The organism is Mesorhizobium sp. USDA 4775 (genome assembly GCF_054062655.1).
Map to the genome: position 1 here is coordinate 6,147,232 of NZ_JBSSFM010000001.1, position 19,391 is coordinate 6,166,622.

The window sequence follows — 19,391 nt, forward strand, 5'->3', positions numbered from 1 at the left end:
ATCAAAACGCCGCCTTTCAGGCGGCGTTTGTTTGAGGAATAGCGGGGTCGATGCCTCAGGCGGCCAGTGTCGGCGCCTGGGCCTTCAGCTTGCGGCCGCAAGCCTTCAGCGTGCCGTGCACGCCGTCGAGCACGCCGTCCACCAGCTCCAGCGCCAGCAGGCGATGCCGCTCATAGGGGCCTGGCATCGCCAGCCGGCCCGTCTTGTCGGCCGAGAAGCCGAAGCGTCCGTAGTAGGGCGCATCGCCGACCAGCAGGATCGCCGCGTGGCCGAGACGCGCCGCCTCGGCCACGGCGTGGCGCATCAGCGCCGAGCCGATGCCGGCATTCTTGAGCGACGGATCGACGGCGAGCGGGCCAAGCAGCAATGCCGCCGGGCCGCCCTCACCCAGCCTGACGTCCCACAGCCGCACCGTGCCGGCGACGCCGCCTGAGGCATCGCGCGCGACGAAAGCCAGGCCTTCCGAAGGCCGGCGGCCCCGCCGCAGCTTCTCCGACGATTTTTTCCGCCGCATCGGCCCCATGGCACGATCGAGCAAGGCTTCGCGTGCCGCGACGTCGGCGACGGTTTCGGCGACGATCGAGAAGGCCGGCGCATGAGCTACGATTTCAACTGACATTTCCATTTCCGCAACCCCTGGCGAGCGGAGATCTGTTCCACAAGCGAGCCCGGGCGGGCGGCAAGCGCCCGCGCCGGATGATCTGATCGGTTCTCAGCGCATTTTCAGGCGAAGTGGTATCCGGTTCGCCGTCCGAAAATGCGCCAAATAAAGAACCGTCAGATCACGTAGGATCGGAGAGGCTCGAAGCCGTTGAAGGCGACCGCCGAGTAGGTGGTCGTGTAGGCGCCGGTGCCTTCGATCAGCACCTCGTCGCCGATCGTCAGCGACAGAGGCAGCGGATACGGCGTCTTCTCGTACATCACGTCGGCCGAATCGCAGGTCGGGCCGGCGAGCACGCAAGGCGCGGTCTCCGAGCCGTCATGGCGAGTGACGAGGGGATAGCGGATCGCCTCGTCCATCGTCTCGGCCAGACCGCCGAACTTGCCGATGTCGAGGAACACCCAGCGCACATTGTCATTGTCGGCCTTCTTCGAGATCAGCACGACTTCCGACTTGATGACGCCGGCATTGCCGACCATGCCGCGGCCCGGCTCGATGATGGTTTCGGGAATGGCATTGCCGAAATGCTTGCGCAGCGCCGAGAAGATCGCCTGGCCATAGGCCTGGGCCGCCGGCACGTCGCGCAGATAGCGCGTCGGGAAACCGCCGCCCATGTTGACCATCTTCAAGACGATGCCTTCCTCGGCCAGCGTGGCGAACACCTTCTTGGCGTCGGCCAACGCACGGTCCCAGGCGGTCAGGTCGGTCTGCTGCGAGCCGACATGGAACGACACGCCATAGGCGTCGAGGCCGAGGCTCTTGGCATGACGCAGCACGTCGACGGCCATGGCCGGCACGCAGCCGAACTTGCGCGACAGCGGCCATTCGGCGCCTTCGCCGTCGGTCAGCACGCGGCAGAACACGCGCGCGCCGGGAGCGACGCGGGCGATCTTCTCGACCTCCTCGACGCAATCGACCGCGAACAGCTTGATACCGAGCTGGTAGGCGCGTGCGATGTCACGCTCCTTCTTGATGGTGTTGCCGAAGGAGATGCGGTCCGCGGGCGCACCCGCGTCCATCGCCATCTCGACTTCGGCAACGGAAGCGGTGTCGAAGGACGAGCCCATCGCAGCAAGGAGGCGCAGGATTTCCGGCGCCGGGTTTGCTTTCACCGCATAGTAGATCTTGGAATCGGGCAGCGCCTTCTCGAAGGCGCGGAAATTGTCGCGCACGACATCGAGGTCGACGACGAGGCAAGGGCCGGACGGACGTCGGGTGGCGAGGAAATCGAGGATGCGCTGGGTAGCCATCGGGTTTCTCCAAACACGCCTTTCGGCGCGCACAAGGGTGCGGACGCGGGCTGTCGGCCTCGCGAACACGCGGTGGACAAAGGCGGGACGGAAAATCCATGGAACCAGCCGGTGGAGACCCCGGAACCATGAAACGCCGTCTCGCGGCGATGAACCTCGGCCTTGCCCGGCTTCGGTCCGCTTTGTCTGCCTTGGCTTGGATTGGGAGAACCCCGTTCCGCACTGCCGGCAATGAAGGTGTGCCTCTTCAGTAACCCCGGTCTTTGGACAACCGGCAGAGAACCAGAAAGGCCCGCACCGTCGTTGCTTCAAGGTGTCCTCGGGCTGGCGGTTGGCCGCTAGACCGACTGGAGGGGTTGGCTCCAGTTACCTTACCGATTTCCCTCACCATTCGAGGATCGGCGGACACCCACAGGCACGTGCGACTTTGGGCAAGCGCGATATAGGGGCGAAGGATTTCACAATCAATAAAAATCGTATCGCAGGTTGTAAAATTTCCGGCATCGAACAATGTACATGCAACCGTATCCGGATATCGAACGATGACAGGCACGCACGGCCCCTACAACGCCTTCCTCGATCTTCGCCAGGTGCCCGTGGCTCATGCCGAACTCGGCCCGCTCGCGGGCCTGCGGCTGGCTGTCAAGGACATCTACGACGTCGCCGGCTACCGCACCGGCTGTGGCAATTCCAGGAAATTCGCCGAAGGCAATGCCGCCTCGCGCACGGCGCCGGCCGTGCAGGCGATTCTCGATGCCGGCGCCCGCTTCGTCGGCAAGACGCAGACCGACGAGCTGGCCTTCGCGCTGTTCGGCCAGAACGCGCATCTTCCGTTTCCGGTGAACCCTGCGGCGCCCGACCGCGTCACCGGTGGCTCGTCGTCCGGATCGGCATCGGCGGTGGCGGGCAGGCTGGCCGACATCGCGACCGGTTCCGACACCGGCGGCTCGATCCGCGCGCCGGCAAGTTTTTGCGGCCTGATCGGGCTGCGCACCACACATGGCCGCATTTCACTCGACGGCACCATGAAGCTGGCGCCGAGCTTCGACACGTTCGGCTGGTTCGCCGATGACATCGAGACCTATGAGACCGTCGGCAAGCTGCTGCTCGGCCGCGACCCGCACCAGCATTCGCTGGACCGCCCGATATCGCTCACCTGGCTGGACGAGATGGTCGCTCGCCCCGCACTTGCCGGATATGCCGCAATGAAGGCGCTGGTGGGCACGGTTTTCGGTGCGCCGGCGACCTCGACCGAGCACTTCAGCTCTTCCTCTGATGAACTCCACTGGTGCTTTCGCCGGCTGCAGGCCAAGGAAGCCTGGGGCGTGCATGGCGAATGGATCACCAGCGGCGAGCGCGACCTTGGTCCCGGCGTCGAGGAGCGTTTCGGCTTCGGCCGCGCCGTCGATGACCGCACGGCGCAGGCCGAAAAAGTGCGCCGCCTGACCTTTCGTGGCGAGCTGAGCGCCCTGCTCGGCAAGGACGGCTTCCTTGTCCTGCCGACGGTGCCGGGCCCGGCGCCCTATGTCGACTCGACGCCGGAGGAGTTCCAGGCCTATCGCGAGCGCGCCTTGCATCTTCTGTGCCTCGCCGGGCTTTCCGGCTTTCCACAGATCACCTTGCCCATCGGCTCGGTCGCCGGCGCACCGTTCGGGCTTTCGCTGTTAGGCCCTTCCGGCAGCGACATTGCCCTGATACGGCTCGGCCGAAAACTTCTCGACGCAGCACAAAGGGCCTGAACCATGGACACACTGACCCGCATGCGCGCCTTCATCGACGTCGTCGAGGCCGAGGGCTTTTCGGCGGCGGCGCGCAAGATCGGCCGCTCCAAGGCGCTGCTGTCGAAATATGTGCGCGAGCTGGAGGACGAACTCGGCGCGCTGCTGCTGAACCGCACGACGCGCCAATTCTCGATGACCGAGGCCGGCCACACCTATTACCGGCGCGCCTCGGAGATCGTACGCGAGGTCGACAGCCTGGCGGACGCCGTGCGAGAATCCTCCGGCGACGTGCGCGGCAGGATCAAACTGTCGGCGCCGCGCACCTTCGCCGATGCGCCGATCGGCCAGTCGCTGATCGACTTCGCCAAGCAGCACCCCGACATCGTGCTCGACATCCAGCTCGACGACCGCTTCGTCGACCTGGTCGAGGAGGGCTTCGACCTCGCCGTGCGCATCTCGCGCCTGGAGAATTCGTCGCTGATCGCGAGACGCCTGGCGCCGTTTTCGGTGAAACTCTGCGCCTCGCCCGAACTGATCGCCAAGCATGGCATGCCGACGCGGCCGCAGGATCTCGGCCATATGCCCTGCATCGTCGACACCAACGGCCGCGGGCTGAACAACTGGGCGTTCAAGGGCGACAACAACGATCAGCTGAGCGTCGCCGTATCAGGCCCGATCGAGGTCAACAGCCCGATGGCGGCGCGGGCCGCGGCCCTGTCGGGACTCGGATTTTGCATCCTGCCGGATTTCATCGCCTCGCCCGATCTCAAGAGCGGCCAGCTGGTGACGGCACTCGACGACCGCATCCTGTCGGGCGGCGGCATCTTCGCCGTCTACCCGCATCGCCGCTATCTGCCGGCCAAGGTCCGTGTTTTCGTCGACTTCCTGGTGCAGTGGTTCAGGACGCGTGAGGTCGCTTGACCTGCCCCAGGTTCCTGTGGCGTGCGTGTCGTGGTCCCAAAACCGCTGCGCACTTTTGGGTGACACGCTCTGAGTTTGTGCGTGTCATGATCCCAAAACCGCTGCGCACTTTTGGGTGACGCGCACTGGCGGTCCCAATTTCGCCCCCTTTCTGGTAACCTTCGGTTTCTCTCCAAAGCCAAGGGAATCGCGACCGGGAATGCAGCTCAAACGGCACGCAATCATACTGGCCTCGGCCCTGGCGGCGACCCTTGCCGCGACGGGACCGGCTTACGTGCATCCGCACGTCTTTGCCGAGGCACGCCTGGACGTGATCCTCTCTCCGGATCACCAAAGTGTGAAAGCGCTGCGTCATCTCTGGCGCTTCGACGACCTGTTTTCGAGTACGGTGATGATGGAGTTCGACAAGAACTCCGACCTGAAGCTTGACGACAAGGAGCTGAAGGAGGTCGCCGACACCGTTCATGCCTCGCTGGCCGAATTCAACTATTTCCAGCTCGTCACGCAGAACGGCAAGGACGTGAAGATGGTGCCGCCTCCACATCTGATGGCCAATTTCGACAACGACCAGCTGATCATCCTGTTCGAGTCGGAACCCAAGGAGCCGATCAAGCTGACCGGCACGATCGACATCGGCGTCTACGACCCGACCTTCTACACGGCGATCGACTTCACCGAGGATTCCAACATCACCGTTGCAGGCCTGCCGTCGAATTGCACCAGCAAGGTGATCCGTCCGGATCCGGATGAAGCCATCAAGGAAAACCAGAAGACCCTGACGGATGCCTTCTTCAACGACCCGACAGGCACCGACATGAGCAAGATCTTTGCCACCAAGCTCGAACTGACCTGTCAGCCAGAAGGATGAAGCCGGTGACGAAACCGTCCCTGCGTTTGGCATTCGGCCTGTTGGCCCTCGCCTTTGCCGCAATGCATTTCGCCAATGCCGCGCACGCCCAGTCTTCGCTCGGCATCGGCGTGAATGACGGCATGGCGCCCACCACCGGTCCGTTCGCCCACATCCTGATGTGGATCAACCTGCGCCAGCAGGAATTCTATCGCGCGCTGGCGACAGCCATGAAGGCGATGCGCCAGGACAACAGCAAGCTCTGGGTGCTCATCGGCCTGTCCTTCGCCTATGGCATTTTCCATGCCGCCGGTCCCGGCCACGGCAAGGCGGTGATCTCGTCCTATATGGTGGCCAATGAGGTGGCGCTGCGGCGCGGCATCCTGTTGTCCTTCGTCTCGGCACTGCTGCAGGGCCTGACGGCGATCGCCGTCATGCTGCTTGCCTATTTCGTCCTGCGCGGCACAACCATCTCGATGACCGACGCGGCCTGGTTCATGGAGATTATGAGCTTTGCTCTCGTCACTCTGTTCGGCGCCTGGCTGCTGTGGCGCAAGCTCGGCCCGTCCATCCTGCGCCTGTTCGGCAAGGCGCCCGCCTACAGTCTCTCGGCGGCGCACGCCGGCCATTCGCATGCGGGGCACTCGTACGCTGGGCACTCTCACGCGGGTCATTCGCATGCCGCGCACAGCCATTCGGCGCATGCGCATTCGCACGCACTGCATGGGCATGACGACCATGACCATGACCATTCGCACAGCCATCACGAGCACGCCGCGCATGACCACCATCACGACCATGGCGCGCACGATCACGCGCATCATGACCATGCGCATCACGATCACGCGGTGGGCGAGGTCTGCGAAACCTGCGGCCACTCGCATGCGCCCGATCCAGCGCTGCTGTCGGGCGATCGCTTCGACTGGCGCACCGCCTGGTCGGCGGTGGCGGCCGTCGGCATCCGCCCCTGCTCCGGCGCACTGATCGTGCTGAGCTTCGCGCTGCTCAACGGGCTCTGGATCGGCGGCCTGCTGTCGGTGCTGGCAATGTCGTTAGGCACCGCCATCACCGTCTCGGCGCTGGCAACGCTTGCCGTGACCGCCAAGAATTGGGCGGTGTATTTCGCCGGCGACGGCCGCATGGGCAACCGCATCCACTCGATCGTCGAGATCGGCGGCGCCGCCTTCGTCTTCCTGTTCGGATTGTTGCTGCTGTCGGCCAGCCTGACCGGCAGCGTCTAGGCCCTTCCCCATCCCATCGAAATGGGATGGCAACTCCTACCCAGGAATCTGGCCGCCCAGCTCATCCTCGATGTGGGCGCGGATGATCTCGTCAAAACTCTTCTCGGCGCTGAAGCCGAGCTCCCGTGACCGCTTCGCCTCGAAGCGGGTCGGCCAGCCCTTGACGATCGCCCAGATCGTCTCGTCCGGTACCTCGCGGATCAGCTTTACCACTCTCGGCCCGGCAATACGCTCCAGCGCCTCGATCTGCTCGCCGACGGTGACGGCGACGCCAGGCATCGTCAGATTGCGGCGCGGCCCGACCACGGCACTGTCGATCTCCGCCGCATGGATCAGGAAGTTCACCGCGGAGCGCGGGCTGGCATGGGTGTGCACAACCGAGCGCGGCACCGGCAGGATCGCCTCTTGCCCGCTTAAGGGCTCGCGGATGATGCCGGAGAAGAAGCCGGAGGCCGCCTTGTTCGGCTTGCCGGGCCGCACGCAGATGGTCGGCAGGCGGATGCCGATGCCGTCGAAGAAGCCGCGCCTGGAATAGTCGGCAAGCAGCGCCTCGCTCATCTGCTTCTGCGTACCATAGGAGGTCAGCGGCGTCGGGTGAAAGTCATCGGGGATGATATCCGGGAACGGCGCGCCGAACACCGCGATCGACGAGGTGAAGACGACGCGCGGCGCAAAACCCGCCAGGCGAATCGCATCGAACAAAGCCCGCGTGCCGTCGAGATTGACGCGGTAGCCGAGGTCGAAATTCGCTTCCGCCTCGCCCGACACGATGCCGGCGAGATGGAAGATGACATCCGGCCGCGACGCGACAAGGCTTTCGGCAGCACCAGCTTCCGCAAGGTCGCCGGTATGGGTGCTGATGCTGACGCCCTCCATGGCCGGGGCCTGCGGCGGCACGATATCGTGCAGGTCGAGCGCGGCGATCTTTTTGCCGCGCAGCGTGCCGTCCTTGGCCAGCCGGGCGATGAGCTTGCGGCCGACCATGCCCGCGGCGCCAGTGATCAGAATGCGCATGTCAAAATTCCCTTACTTGTCCTGATTTTTGCGCTGGCTGCGCGCGCGCAGCCAGAAGACGAGGAAAAACGCCAGCACGAAGACGATGCCGAATATACCGGCGAGCACGGTTGAGAGACTGCCGAGTGCCAGCATCACGGTTGGCAGGTAGAAGGCGGCAATGCCGAACAGCAGCATGATCCACAGCGCGGCAATAGCGGCATTCCTGGTGTCGCGGTCCATCATGCAGCACCGGGGCAGCGGGCATTCGTCAAGCTGGCTTTCAAAGCTGTGGAACTCCTGAGGCGGGGCCGGTTGCCGACCGGGCTTAGTGATGGTGGCTGTGATGCGCGGCCGCATCGTGCTCATGCTCATGATCGTGGTCGTCGGCCTCGTCGGCGCATTGGCCGAATTCCGGTTCCACGGTGGCATGGCTGATGCCATGCTCGCTGGCAAGCCGCTTCTTGATGGCGCTGACGGCCTGATGGGCATCGAGGCCCTCGTCGAGGCAGGCATGCAGCGTCGCCATGGTGCTTGTCCCGTCCAGCGACCAGATATGCATATGATGCACCTCGCGCACGCCCTTGACCGCGCTCTGGATGTCCGTGGCGATCAGATCCCGGTCGAGGGTTGGCGGCACGCCTTCGAGCAGCACATGGGCTGCGGCGCGCATCAGCGACCAGGCCGTCGACAGGATCAGCAGCGAGACCAGCACCGACAGGATCGGGTCGATCGGCGTCCAGCCGGTCGCCAGGATGACCAGGGCCGCCACGATCGCCGCGGCCGAGCCGAGCAGGTCGCCCAGCACATGCAGGATGGCGCCGCGCATGTTGAGGCTTTCGCGGTCGCCGCCATGCAGCACCAGGAAGGAGCCGATATTGACCAGCAGGCCGAGGATCGCCACCACGAGCATCGGTCCGCCCAGCACCGGCGCCGGTGTGAGCAGGCGCTGCCAGGCCTCGTAGACGATCCACAGCGCGATGGCGAAGATGGCGATGCCGTTGGTGTAGGCGACCAATGTCTTTACCCGGCCGAAGCCATAGGTGAGCTGCCCGGTCGCCGGCCGCCCGGCAAGATGGAAGGCATACCAGGCAAGGCCGAGTGCGATGGCGTCGGCGAGCATGTGGCCGGCATCGGCCAGCAGCGCCAGCGATCCGGTGAACAGGCCGCCAAGCGCTTCCGCCACCATGAAGCCCGCCGTCAGGCAGGCGGCGATCAGCACGCGCTTCTTGTCGGTCGCGCCATGCATATGGCCGGCACCGCCGTGATCATGGCCGCTATGGTCGTGGGAATGCGCCAATGGCAAACTCCTAGGCGCCGAAATCCGCGCGAAAATCCTCGAGCCGTCGCTTCTGCTGGCCGGCGCTGTCGAAATTGGCCGGATCGAGCCACGCTGCATAGGCTTTGCGCAGGGCCGGCCATTCCTTGTCGATGATCGAATACCATGCGGTATCGCGGTTTTCACCCTTGACGATGAGGTGCTGGCGGAAAATGCCTTCGAACTTGAAGCCGAACCGTTCCGCGGCCCGCTTCGACGGTTCGTTGCGGTTGTTGCACTTCCATTCGTAGCGGCGGTAACCCAGTTCGTCGAAGATGTATTTCATGAACAGGAACTGCGCTTCCGTCGCGCCCGGCTTGCGCGAGATCAGCGGCCCCCAATAGATGTTGCCGATCTCGATGACGCCGTAGGCGGGATCGATGCGCATCAATGTCTGGCGGCCGGCGACCTTGCCGCTGGCCTTGTCGATGACGGCGAAGAACAGCGGGTCTTCGCTCGCCTCGACCTTGTCCAGCCAGGGCTGGAAGGCGGCGCGGGTTTCCGGCGGATAGTCGGGCAGCCAGGCGAAGCGGCCGTCGACATCGGACACGGAAGACGCTTCATAGAGCCCGTCACCGTGCTTTGAGGCGCTGAGCGGTTCGAGCCTGACATAGCGGCCGTCGATCGCCTTGCGCTCGGGTCGCGGGCGCGGTTGCCAATCTTTGAGATTTTCCGACACCGAAGACTCCAATCCGTTTGACTTTTGCGGGCCGAAGCTCACAAAAACGCAACCCCACAGTAAGAACCACACGGACGGGAAAAATGCTCCACACGATTTCGGCCTTCGACCGTCTCGGCGAGGAAAATGCCTTCGCGGTGCTCGCGAGGGCGACTGCTCTGGCCCAACAGGGTCGCGACATCGTCAATCTCGGCATCGGCCAGCCTGACTTCAAGACGCCGCAGCACATCGTCGAGGCCGCGATCAAGGCGCTGCGTGACGGCCACCACGGCTACACGCCCGCCAACGGGCTTCTGGCAACGCGCGAGGCGGTGGTGCGGCGCACGCTGACCACCACCGGCGTCGAGGTCTCGCCCGAGACGGTGATGATCCTGCCCGGCGGCAAGCCGACCATGTTCGCCGCCATCCTGATGTTCGGCGAACCCGGCGCCGAGATCCTCTATCCCGACCCCGGCTTTCCCATCTACCGCTCGATGATCGAATTCACCGGCGCGGCCCCCATTCCCGTGCCGATGCGAGAGGAAAACGGCTTTGCCTTTTCGGCAGAAGAGACGCTGGCGCTGATCACCCCCAAGACCAGGCTCTTGATCCTCAACTCGCCGGCCAACCCGACCGGCGGCGTCACGCCGCGCGCCGAAATCGAGAAGCTGGTCAAGGGGCTGGAGAAGCACCCCGATGTCGCCATCCTCTCCGACGAGATCTACGACGTCATGACCTATGACGGCGAGACGCATTGCTCGCTGCTCCGCTTCCCCGAAATCCGCGACCGGCTGATCGTGCTCAATGGCTGGTCCAAGACCTGGGCGATGACCGGCTGGCGCATGGGCTGGTCGATCTGGCCGAACGGCGACAAGGGTGCCCATCTCTACGACAAGGTACGCAAGCTGGCGGTCAATTGCTGGTCCTGCGTCAACGCGCCGAGCCAGTTCGCCGGCATCGCGGCCATCGATGGCCCGCAGGACGATGTCGACACGATGATGCGCGCCTTCGACCGCCGCAGGAAGGTCGTGGTCGAGGGGCTGAACGCCTTGCCCAACATTTCCTGCATCACGCCCAAGGGCGCGTTCTACGCCTTCCCCAATGTCTCGAAGACCGGCTGGAAGGCAAAGAAGCTCGCCTCCGCGCTGCTCGACGACGCCGGCGTGGCGCTGATCGGCGGCCCCGATTTCGGCATTCTCGGCGAAGGCTATGTCAGGCTCTCCTACGCCAACTCCGAGGAGAACATCTTGCGCGCGCTGGAACGGATCGGGGCGTTCCTCGCCAAGTGAGGCTTAGCGTCTGCCGCGCGGGTCGGGATGGTTTGTGGCCGGCTGCCATGGCGGTGTCATGAGCCGTCCGCAGGCAAGCGGACAAGACTGGGCGTGCATCTCGAGAACGGCTACGGTCCTCGGATAAGGATCGAAGTGAGGTTCCTCGTATGTTTTATGCAATCCTTGCCTATCACGTGGAAGATGCGATCAAGGCGCTGACGCCGCAGGAAGATGCGGCACTGATGGCCGAGCTGCTGAAGATCAACACAAGGCTTCGTGAGGAAGGCACGCTTGGACCGTCCGCGCGGCTGGGGGCGACACAGGATGCCTTCACCTTGCGCGGTCCCGGCGACGGCGTGGTCATCGACGGTCCTTTCGCCGAGACCAAGGAACAATTGCTCGGCCTCTATGTCGTCGACTGCGCCACGCGGGACGAGGCCATCGCGATCGCCCGCGACCTTCGCCGTGTCAATCCGACCGCCGTTTACGAGATCAGGCCCATTCTGCTTTTCAAGCCCGGCGCGCCGCTGGCGGGCAAATGAGCCGGCGGCGAAAGCCCGGCCTTACCCACGCCCGACGAACGGCATCTTGGTTGCCATCACGGTCATGAACAGTACGTTCGCCTCGAGCGGCAGGCTGGCCATGTGGACGACGGCATCGGCGACGTGCTGGACATCCATCACCGCTTCGGCGGCGATGGAGCCATTGGCCTGTGGCACGCCGACGGTCATCGGCTGCGCCATGTCGGTCAGCGCATTGCCGATGTCGATCTGGCCGCAGGCGATGTCGTAGGGCCGGCCGTCGAGCGCCAGCGTCTTGGTCAGGCCGGTGATGGCATGCTTGGTCGCCGTATAGGGCACCGAGCCCGGGCGCGGCGCATAGGCCGACACCGAACCATTGTTGATGATGCGCCCACCCATCGGCCGCTGCTTGCGCATGGCACCGAAGGCGGCACGGGCGCACAGGAACGAACCGGTGAGATTGACGCCGACAATATCGTTCCACACTTCGACCGGGATCTCGTCGATCGGCGTCGACTTGTAACCCATGCCGGCATTGTTGAAGAGCAGGTCGACGCGGCCAAAGGCTTCCGCCACCGTTTCGAACAGATCGTCGACCTCGCCGGCCTTGCTGATGTCGCAGGCAACCGCCAATGCCTTGGCCTCGGTCCGGCCGGCCTCGACGATCGCGGCATCCAGCACCGCCTTGCGGCGGCCGCAGAACACCGTGTTCCAACCGGCCTTGAGCAGCGCCGTGGCGACGCTCTTGCCGATGCCTGTGCCGGCGCCGGTGACGATGGCGGTTCTTTCTTCGGTCATGGCTGATGTCCTCCGGCAGCGCCGAGCGTGCCCGACTGATTTTCAGGATCTGGCTCGGCAGAAGGCATCGCAAATGACGGCAGCGATGGCAAGCGGACCTGCGCGAGCATGCCCTCGAAAAATCATGTCCGGTTTTCGGAGAAAGCCCCGGCATGGGCCGACAAAAAGGGCGGTCATTGGCGACCGCCCTGATCTGAACCGGGCTTGGGAGGAGGAAAAGCCGATCCGACTGTGTAGAATCATGCGCTTCCTGAGTTAACGAAAGGTTAACGCGGAAAGACGGCCTGTCCCGATCTGACCCTACCAGCGTGGATTGGGCGAAGTCCCGGCCTTTGTTGCGGGCACCTTGGCCGCCGAAACCGTCGCCTCGACATGGTCGACCAGCGCGTCCGGCAGGCCAAGCCGGCCGGCAAGCAGGTCGAGATAGCCGCGCTCGGCGCGCGTGTCGGGATCGATGGTGAGACGCGATGCCGTGTAGAGTTCGAGCTTCTGCGCGTCGGTCTTGGCCTCCGCCACCAGCGTGTCGAGGTCGAGCGGCCGTTCCAGCTCCGCCATCAGGAATTTCTCGGCATCGGCGTCGATCCCCGAAAGGCTGAGCTTGCCGGCGATCTTCTTGCGCTCCTCGTCGTCGACATGGCCGTCGGCCTTGGCCGCCGAGATCATCGCCCGCACCAGGGTCAGCGTGAACTCATCCTCGCCCTGCGGCGCCTGCGACGGATGGAAGGCGGTGTCCTTGGGCGGCGGCAGCAATTCCGGTTCGCCGGCGGCGGGCGCCTGCTCCGGGGCGTTGCCGGCCTTGTAGTTCTGGTAGGCCTTATAGGCGAGGCCGCCGATCGCTGCCAATCCACCCAGCTTCACCGCGGCACCTGTCACCTCGCGGCCGGCCCCTGTTCCAAGCAGCACCGCTGCCAGCGCACCGGCGGCCAGCGGGTTGTCCTTGGCCATCTGCACGGCCTGACCCGCCTTGTCGCGGACGGTGCCGCTGGTGCCAGGAATTTGCGAGCCGAGCAGATCGTCGAGAAGCTTCTTGGGATCGAACATTCAGTGCCTCCAGCTTTTGCCCGGCCGAACGGGCAGGTTTCGAACGCCGAAGACGTAGGTCCCGAAACCTGACATTGCAATGACAGGCCGCCGCTTTGCCGGGCTCCCTCGCCCGGATCAGGACCCGATATGCGGCCCCTTGCCCCGCGCCTGCGCAAGCTCGACCTGCCGCTGGCGCTCGGCGTAGCGCTGACGGTCCTCGTCGGTGCGGGCGTCGAAGCAATGCGGGCAAGAAATGCCTGCGGCATATCTGGGCGATGCCAACTCACTCGCCGTCAGCGGATGGCGGCAGGCACGGCAGAGTTGCGCGTCACCCTCGGCGAGACCGTGCGACACCGAAACTCGTTCATCGAAGACGAAGCACTCGCCTTGCCACAGGCTCTGCTCCGCCGGAACCTCCTCGAGGTACTTGAGGATGCCGCCCTTGAGATGGAACACATCCTTGAAGCCGAGCGACTTGACATAGGCGGTCGCCTTTTCGCAGCGTATGCCGCCGGTGCAGAACATCGCCACCTTGCGGCCCTCGAGCTCCTCCCGGTGCGCTTCCACCCAGGCCGGGAACTCGCGAAAGCTCGCGGTCGCCGGATCGACCGCGCCCTTGAACGTGCCGATCGAAACCTCGTAGGCATTGCGCGTGTCGATGACGATCGTGTCGGGCTCGGAAATCAGCGCGTTCCAGTCGGCGGGCGCGACATAGGTGCCGGCACTCGCCACTGGGTCGATATCTTCGACGCCCATGGTAACGATCTCGCGCTTCAGCCGCACCTTCATGCGGTGGAACGGCATGTCCGCGGCACTGCTGAACTTGACCTCCAGGCCGGCCAACCCGTCGATGGCTTCGATGCAGTCGATGAGCTCGGCGATCGCTTCTTCGCTGCCGGCGACGGTGCCGTTGATGCCTTCATGCGCAAGGAGCAGCGTGCCCTTGATGCCGCGTCCGCAGCACAACGCCGCGAGCGGCGCGCGCAGCGTCTCGAAGGCGTCGAGCCGGGCAAACCGGTAGAGCGCGGCGACGCGGACGGGCTGGGATGGGTCGGACGGTGTCATTGCCAGAGCAACTAGACGCTCGTAAAAGCCGATTCAAGGCGAAACGGACTTGGGTATCTTTCATGGCCCTGTCGGGATGGAGCCCGTAAGCTGCCTGGCGGCGCGTGACATCGCGACGCGACCGGTTTCGTGGACAGGCAAACACCCGTCTGCTAATCGGTTGAAATCACCCCTTGGCTATGGAGAGGCAGATGCCCAGCAAGACCGAAAAACTCCTGTCGCTCCTCAACGGCCAGCCGGTCATCCCGGTGCTGAAGATCGATGATGTCGCCAACGCCGTGCCGTTGGCCCGTGCCCTGGCACGTGGCGGCCTGCCGGCGATCGAGATCACGCTGCGGACCGCCGACGCGCTGGAAGCGATCCGGCGGGTGGCGGCCGAGGTCGAGGAAGCCATTGTCGGCGCCGGCACCATTCTGGACAGCAGGCAGTTCGACGAGGCGGCCAGAGCCGGCTCGCGCTTCATCGTCAGCCCCGGCATCACGCGCGAGCTTCTGGCGGCCGCCGCCGACAGCGAGGTTCCGCTGCTGCCCGGCGCCATCACGCCCGGCGAGATCATGGCCGCGCGCGAGGCGGGTCTGCGCTTCCTGAAATTCTTCCCGGCCGAGCAGTCCGGCGGCATCGCCTCGCTGAAGGCTTTCGCCTCGCCGTTGGCCGACGTGAAATTCTGCCCGACCGGCGGCATCACCGGCAAGAACGCCGCCGACTACCTCAGCCTGCCCAACGTCATCTGCGTCGGCGGCTCCTGGGTCGCGCCCGACGACATGGTCAAGGCCGGCAAATGGGACGAGATCGAAGCGCTCGCACGCGCTGCCAGCCAGCTCAGGAAATAGCCTGGCCCTCACTCACCAGGGCAACGGACCGTTTTCGTCGAAATAGCCGCCGGTCGGCCCGCCAGCCTCTTGCATCGCCAGATGCACGATGACCCCGGCGGCCTGCTGCACCGTACGGCCGCCTCTGTGCGCATTGAGGTCCGTCGCGGTGTAGCCGGGAGCGGCGGCGTTGACCATGATGCCGCGCGGCGAAAGCTCCCTGGCAAACGCCACGGTGATGGCGTTGAGTGCGGTCTTCGAGCTGCCGTAGCCCATGACATTGGGCGACTGGATGTTGTCGGCGGCGCGCGCGATCGAGCCGAGATAGCTGCTGACCATGACGATACGGGCGGCCGGCGCAGCCAGGAGCAGCGGCAGGAAGGCCTGGGTGACGCGAACCGGGCCGAAGACGTTGACGTCATAGGTGGCCTGCATGTCGGCGACATCCTCGCGGCTTGGCGGCCGTTCGTAGCGGCCGTCAGGTCCGAGCGCGTCGACATAGCCTGGGGCAATGCCGGCATTGTTGACCAGCGCGTCGAGGCTGGAGACCTGCGCCGTCAAGTTTCTGGCCGCCGCCGCGACGCTGTCGTCGCTGGCGACGTCGAGCGCGAGCCATTCGACGTCGAGCCCTTCATTGCGCAACACCCTTGCCGCAGCCTCCCCGCGCTCGGCATCGCGGGCGCCGAGCCAGACCTTGAACCCCATGGCCGCCAGCCGGCGGGCGGTTTCGAGGCCGATGCCCTTGTTGGCCCCGGTGATCAGCGCATTCGTTTTCGTCGTCATGTCCACATCTCCTTCTTTGAAACCCAGACATGACGTGCGCCGGCCGATTTGGCACGCCGGATACTCGCGTCTTCTTGCCTAATCCTCTCAACCGGTTGCGCGGCCTGCATGGATCGGCAATGCTGAAGACATGGAAGACGCCCTGCAGGAACTGATCGCAATCGCCGGCCGCCATGCGCATGGGCGGCGCACAAAGACGGCCATCCCGCGGGTTACGATCGGCCGCAGCGAGGTTCCGACCCCGCCGCTGCCCGAGCTTTGCCAACCGACGGTGCTGTTCGTGCTGCAAGGTGCGAAGACTGTGCTGATCGGCGACCGCACGCTTCACTACGGCGCCGGCAGCTATTTCGTCTATGCGGTGGAGACGCCCGCCACCAGCCAGCTGATCGAGGCGAGCAGCGCCCGTCCTTACATGGCCATCGCCTTCGCCCTCGATGTCGAGCTGATCGCCAGCCTGCTTATCGACCACAAGCCGGCGGTCGACGGCGACAGCTTCGTGACCAACCGGCTGGATGACGAACTGCTCGATGCCTGGCGCCGCATGCTGCGGCTGCTCGACCGTCCGTCCGAAATTCCGGTGCTGGCGTCCATGCTCGAACGCGAGATCGCGTTTCGCTTGCTGCAGGGGCCGCAAGGCGCGAAGCTGCGTCAGCTCGCGCGCGCTGACGGCCGCCTGTCGCAGATCCGCCGCGCCACCGCCTGGATACGATCGCACTACAACGAGCCTATCGATGTGACGGAACTGGCCGCGCTGGCCCATATGAGCAACGCTTCGTTCCACCGCCACTTCAAGGCGGCGACGGCCATGAGCCCGATCCAGTACCAGAAGCAGGTCCGGCTGCTGGAGGCGCGTCATCTGCTGATAGCAGAACCGGGCAGCGCCGCGCGTGTCGCCTTTGCCGTCGGCTATGAAAGCGCATCCCAGTTCAGCCGGGAATATGCGCGCCATTTCGGATTGCCGCCGGCGCGTGACGCCGCACGGCTTCTGGCCAGAGGCGAGGCAGCCACGCTGGAAATCGACTAAGGCTCGCAACCAGACCTACGCGCTGCATCAGCTGGCACGAAAAGGCCCGGCCGACTCCCGCCGACCGGGCCAATTCTCCCGGATCCTATCGGTTCCGGATCAGTGGCAGACCCTGACCTTCTCGGTCACCCTGTGATGGTGCACCCAATGCGTGACCAGCCTGGTCCTGCAGTGATGCTTGCCATTCTTGATGATCACGGTTTCGGCTTGCGATGGAGCGATCGCGGCAGATGCTGCAACCAATGCCAGAACTGACGCCAGTAGAATCTTCTTCATGAATATCCTCAGGTTGGAACGCACACACACTAACCCGGAAATGAGGGTGCCGTTCCGGCCTCACGAGAAGTTCAGCCGCGTGTGATGCCCAACATCACGGCATCGCATCTGCCGCAACCTGAAAAGCAAAAAGCCGCGCCGGTTGCCCAGCGCGGCTTCTGTTTTATCTGGCCAGCCGCTACTTCGTCTGGAAGCGGGCGACCGACAGGAACTTGACGGCGTTGCCGGTGAAGCGGCTGGGATCTGGCGCCTGGGCGTCGGTCTGGAAGCCGGCCGTATAGACCTCGCTCGGCGGCGTATGCACGATGTTGTAGGCATAGCCCGCGCGCCGTCGTCGCGCTCGAAACGGTGGCGACGTTGTCGCCGCTGGTCAGCGCCCAGCGGGCGGCCTGGGGCGCCGCGGCGACCACCATGGCCCTGGGGCCCGGCTTCTGGTCGCGAGCGGTGGCCCTGGCTTCCTTGCGGGTTGTCTTCACGCCGGCGCCGATCGCTGCGGCCGGATCGGAACCGGCCGGACGGGCGGCAACGGCCTGGCGCGGCGAGGCGACATCGACGTAAGACGGATCGTTGAAGGCCGAGCGCGGCTCTTCGGAGAGCGACGCAACCTTGTATTCGTCCGCATTGCCGACCTGCTTGTATTCGTCGGCATTGCCGACCTGGGCGTTGGCCTCGTCGAGCACGGCCTTGACGGCGTCCGGCTTGGCCGGCTCGGGCCGCGCAGAGGGTAGCACCGAGAACGCATCCGTCGCGGTCTTGCCCTTTTCGGCCGTATCCGCCAGCGCCATCAGCACATCCTTGCTGGGCGGCGGCGCGAGATCCGCCGGCAGCGTGCGTTCAGGACGCCATGTCGGCACGGGGATATTGTTGACGGCAACCTGCGCCGGATCGGCGGCAGCCGCCGCCGCGAGCGCTGCGGGGTCAGCCTTGCCGAACGGCATGTTCGCCGGCGCCTGCGCGGTCGCCACGGCCTGTTCGGTGGTAGCCGTCGCGTCCGCCATGGCGAACGGAACGTTCTCAGGCCGCGCGCCGACATCGGCCTTCGGCCGCGGCGCGAAATCGGGCAGCGGAATCTCCTTGGCCGGCAGCGCGGCGATGATCGTTTCCGGCGTACCCTTTTCCGGTTCCGGCGCCTGCTCGTCGGCAATCTGCGGAACGTTGGCGCGCTGCGCATTCTCGGGCGCCACGATGGCGATGCCCGGCAGGTTGCCGCTCTTGGCGGTCGCGGCCGGCTTCAGGTTTCTGGGCTTGGGCGCGGGGGCGGCCGAAGCGGTCTCGACATCGGCGCTGTCGTCGGCTTCGTCGTCGCCGCCGCCGCCGAACAAAGCGGAAAGGAAGCCACCGGATTTCTTGCCGCTGCCGCCAGCACTCGCAAGCTCGACATTGGGCGTACCAGCACCCTTGCGTGCCTTGTAGGCGGCCATCGCCTGCTCATAGCCGGGAAGCGGACGGCCGTCGCTCGGCACATGCAGCGTCTTGCCGTTGGGGAATAGGCTGACCAGTTCCTGGCGGCTGATGCCGGGCCAGTGGCGCACATTGCCGACATCCATATGGACGAACGGCGAACCGGAGGTCGGGTAGTAACCGACGCCACCGCCCTGCATCTTCAGGCCGATGTTGCGCAGCTTCTTCAGCGGCACGCCGGGAATATAGAAATCCATCGCCTTGCCGAGCATATGCTGGCTCTTCTCGGCGACACCGCGGCTGCGGCTGCGCAGCATCGAATTGGTCGCCGGCGAACGGTAGCCGCACACAACCTGGATATAGTCGGTGGCGCCGCTTTCGCGATAGGCCTCCCAGACCAGGTCCAGCAAGCGCGGATCCATCTTGGTCGGTTCATTGCGGCGCCAGTCGCGCAGGATGATGTTGATCTTGCGCAGGCCCTCGGGAACGTAGCGGCCGTTGCGCTTGTAGACGATCTCGGCCTTTTCGTGCGTGTGCAGGTGATAAAGCTTCAGCGTACGTGTTTCGGCGCTGGCGCCGGTGGCCGCCGCGGCAACAAAACCAAAAGCGACAATCACCGCTGCCAGCCATCTCGGCCAGACGCTCAAATGATCATGACGCCCGTTTTTGAGTCGTTCGATTCTGTTCAAATCAAAAGGCCTTGCAGGCTGCCGTTTGTCCCCGGATTTGCCCAAACGGATGTGTCGTTTTCACATCCGAATATCGATCCTAATGGTTAATCATCGCTTATTGAAGCCGAAATGCGGTAAC

Annotated in this window: 19 protein-coding genes and 1 pseudogene; 8 read left to right on the forward strand and 12 right to left on the reverse strand. The window is 64.9% G+C overall.

What is annotated here, in order from left to right:
• Positions 1 to 55 precede the first annotated feature (55 nt).
• Both ACVILI_RS30205 and odc2 read right to left on the reverse strand, forming a co-directional pair.
• Positions 56 to 625 (reverse strand): GNAT family N-acetyltransferase, encoded by a 570-nt coding sequence (locus tag ACVILI_RS30205; protein ID WP_038649376.1) that lies wholly within the window; start codon positions 623 to 625, stop codon positions 56 to 58.
• Positions 626 to 777: 152 nt separating this feature from the next.
• The gene (gene odc2, locus ACVILI_RS30210) at positions 778 to 1,911 is read right to left on the reverse strand and encodes an ornithine/lysine decarboxylase (RefSeq protein ID WP_064980756.1); all 1,134 of its coding nucleotides are present in this window, start codon (positions 1,909 to 1,911) and stop codon (positions 778 to 780) included.
• A 542-nt stretch (positions 1,912 to 2,453) separates the two neighbouring features.
• On the opposite strand from odc2, the gene ACVILI_RS30215 reads away from it, so the two are divergent.
• From ACVILI_RS30215 to ACVILI_RS30230, 4 genes are all read left to right on the forward strand, one after another.
• On the forward strand, positions 2,454 to 3,650 hold the full coding sequence (locus ACVILI_RS30215; RefSeq protein WP_457102721.1) for an amidase: 1,197 nt from the start codon (positions 2,454 to 2,456) through the stop codon (positions 3,648 to 3,650).
• Positions 3,651 to 3,653: 3 nt separating this feature from the next.
• On the forward strand, positions 3,654 to 4,553 hold the full coding sequence (locus ACVILI_RS30220; RefSeq protein WP_019861014.1) for a LysR family transcriptional regulator: 900 nt from the start codon (positions 3,654 to 3,656) through the stop codon (positions 4,551 to 4,553).
• A 199-nt stretch (positions 4,554 to 4,752) separates the two neighbouring features.
• Positions 4,753 to 5,421: a DUF1007 family protein gene (locus ACVILI_RS30225; protein WP_027047363.1), complete on the forward strand. Its 669-nt coding sequence runs from the start codon at positions 4,753 to 4,755 to the stop codon at positions 5,419 to 5,421.
• Entirely contained in the window at positions 5,418 to 6,641 is a 1,224-nt protein-coding gene (locus ACVILI_RS30230) for a nickel/cobalt transporter (RefSeq protein ID WP_038649385.1), read from the forward strand. Before ACVILI_RS30225 ends, ACVILI_RS30230 begins: the two co-directional genes overlap by 4 nt.
• A 36-nt stretch (positions 6,642 to 6,677) precedes the next feature.
• Here the strand turns inward: ACVILI_RS30230 and denD are convergent, their stop codons facing one another.
• The 4 genes from denD to ACVILI_RS30250 form a co-directional block, all read right to left on the reverse strand.
• Positions 6,678 to 7,655, reverse strand: a complete 978-nt coding sequence (denD, locus tag ACVILI_RS30235; protein WP_019861020.1) for a D-erythronate dehydrogenase — start codon at positions 7,653 to 7,655, stop codon at positions 6,678 to 6,680.
• Between the two features lie 12 nt (positions 7,656 to 7,667).
• Entirely contained in the window at positions 7,668 to 7,880 is a 213-nt protein-coding gene (locus ACVILI_RS30240; protein WP_019861021.1) for a hypothetical protein, read from the reverse strand.
• Positions 7,881 to 7,962: 82 nt separating this feature from the next.
• Positions 7,963 to 8,934, reverse strand: a complete 972-nt coding sequence (locus ACVILI_RS30245; RefSeq protein WP_038649388.1) for a cation diffusion facilitator family transporter — start codon at positions 8,932 to 8,934, stop codon at positions 7,963 to 7,965.
• A gap of 10 nt (positions 8,935 to 8,944) precedes the next feature.
• Complete coding sequence (locus ACVILI_RS30250) at positions 8,945 to 9,631, reverse strand: GNAT family N-acetyltransferase (protein ID WP_027047365.1); 687 nt, start codon at positions 9,629 to 9,631, stop codon at positions 8,945 to 8,947.
• An 83-nt stretch (positions 9,632 to 9,714) separates the two neighbouring features.
• Between ACVILI_RS30250 and ACVILI_RS30255 the strand changes: the two genes are divergently transcribed.
• Both ACVILI_RS30255 and ACVILI_RS30260 read left to right on the forward strand, forming a co-directional pair.
• On the forward strand, positions 9,715 to 10,899 hold the full coding sequence (locus ACVILI_RS30255) for a pyridoxal phosphate-dependent aminotransferase (RefSeq protein ID WP_038649391.1): 1,185 nt from the start codon (positions 9,715 to 9,717) through the stop codon (positions 10,897 to 10,899).
• Between the two features lie 149 nt (positions 10,900 to 11,048).
• A complete protein-coding gene (locus tag ACVILI_RS30260; RefSeq protein WP_019861024.1) occupies positions 11,049 to 11,423 on the forward strand; it encodes a YciI family protein in 375 nt (124 codons plus the stop codon).
• A 21-nt stretch (positions 11,424 to 11,444) separates the two neighbouring features.
• Here ACVILI_RS30260 and ACVILI_RS30265 read toward each other — a convergent pair whose 3' ends face one another.
• The 3 genes from ACVILI_RS30265 to trhO form a co-directional block, all read right to left on the reverse strand.
• Positions 11,445 to 12,200 carry an SDR family oxidoreductase gene (locus ACVILI_RS30265; RefSeq protein ID WP_010911332.1) on the reverse strand — a complete coding sequence of 252 codons (756 nt, stop codon included), beginning with the start codon at positions 12,198 to 12,200 and terminating at the stop codon, positions 11,445 to 11,447.
• Positions 12,201 to 12,500: 300 nt separating this feature from the next.
• Positions 12,501 to 13,241 carry a tellurite resistance TerB family protein gene (locus ACVILI_RS30270; protein WP_019861027.1) on the reverse strand — a complete coding sequence of 247 codons (741 nt, stop codon included), beginning with the start codon at positions 13,239 to 13,241 and terminating at the stop codon, positions 12,501 to 12,503.
• Between the two features lie 117 nt (positions 13,242 to 13,358).
• Positions 13,359 to 14,288, reverse strand: a complete 930-nt coding sequence (gene trhO / locus ACVILI_RS30275; protein WP_038649395.1) for an oxygen-dependent tRNA uridine(34) hydroxylase TrhO — start codon at positions 14,286 to 14,288, stop codon at positions 13,359 to 13,361.
• Positions 14,289 to 14,479: 191 nt separating this feature from the next.
• On the opposite strand from trhO, the gene ACVILI_RS30280 reads away from it, so the two are divergent.
• The gene (locus ACVILI_RS30280; protein WP_027047366.1) at positions 14,480 to 15,118 is read left to right on the forward strand and encodes a 2-dehydro-3-deoxy-phosphogluconate aldolase; all 639 of its coding nucleotides are present in this window, start codon (positions 14,480 to 14,482) and stop codon (positions 15,116 to 15,118) included.
• A gap of 12 nt (positions 15,119 to 15,130) precedes the next feature.
• Here the strand turns inward: ACVILI_RS30280 and ACVILI_RS30285 are convergent, their stop codons facing one another.
• Positions 15,131 to 15,880, reverse strand: a complete 750-nt coding sequence (locus ACVILI_RS30285; protein WP_240564538.1) for an SDR family NAD(P)-dependent oxidoreductase — start codon at positions 15,878 to 15,880, stop codon at positions 15,131 to 15,133.
• Positions 15,881 to 16,010: 130 nt separating this feature from the next.
• Here ACVILI_RS30285 and ACVILI_RS30290 point away from each other — a divergent pair, with 130 nt between their 5' ends.
• Complete coding sequence (locus ACVILI_RS30290; protein WP_038649401.1) at positions 16,011 to 16,904, forward strand: AraC family transcriptional regulator; 894 nt, start codon at positions 16,011 to 16,013, stop codon at positions 16,902 to 16,904.
• 99 nt (positions 16,905 to 17,003) lie between these two features.
• Here ACVILI_RS30290 and ACVILI_RS30295 read toward each other — a convergent pair whose 3' ends face one another.
• Positions 17,004 to 17,180 carry a hypothetical protein gene (locus ACVILI_RS30295; RefSeq protein WP_019861033.1) on the reverse strand — a complete coding sequence of 59 codons (177 nt, stop codon included), beginning with the start codon at positions 17,178 to 17,180 and terminating at the stop codon, positions 17,004 to 17,006.
• A 178-nt stretch (positions 17,181 to 17,358) separates the two neighbouring features.
• Positions 17,359 to 19,228 (reverse strand): annotated as a pseudogene (locus ACVILI_RS30300) (DUF882 domain-containing protein).
• Positions 19,229 to 19,391: the final 163 nt, after the last annotated feature.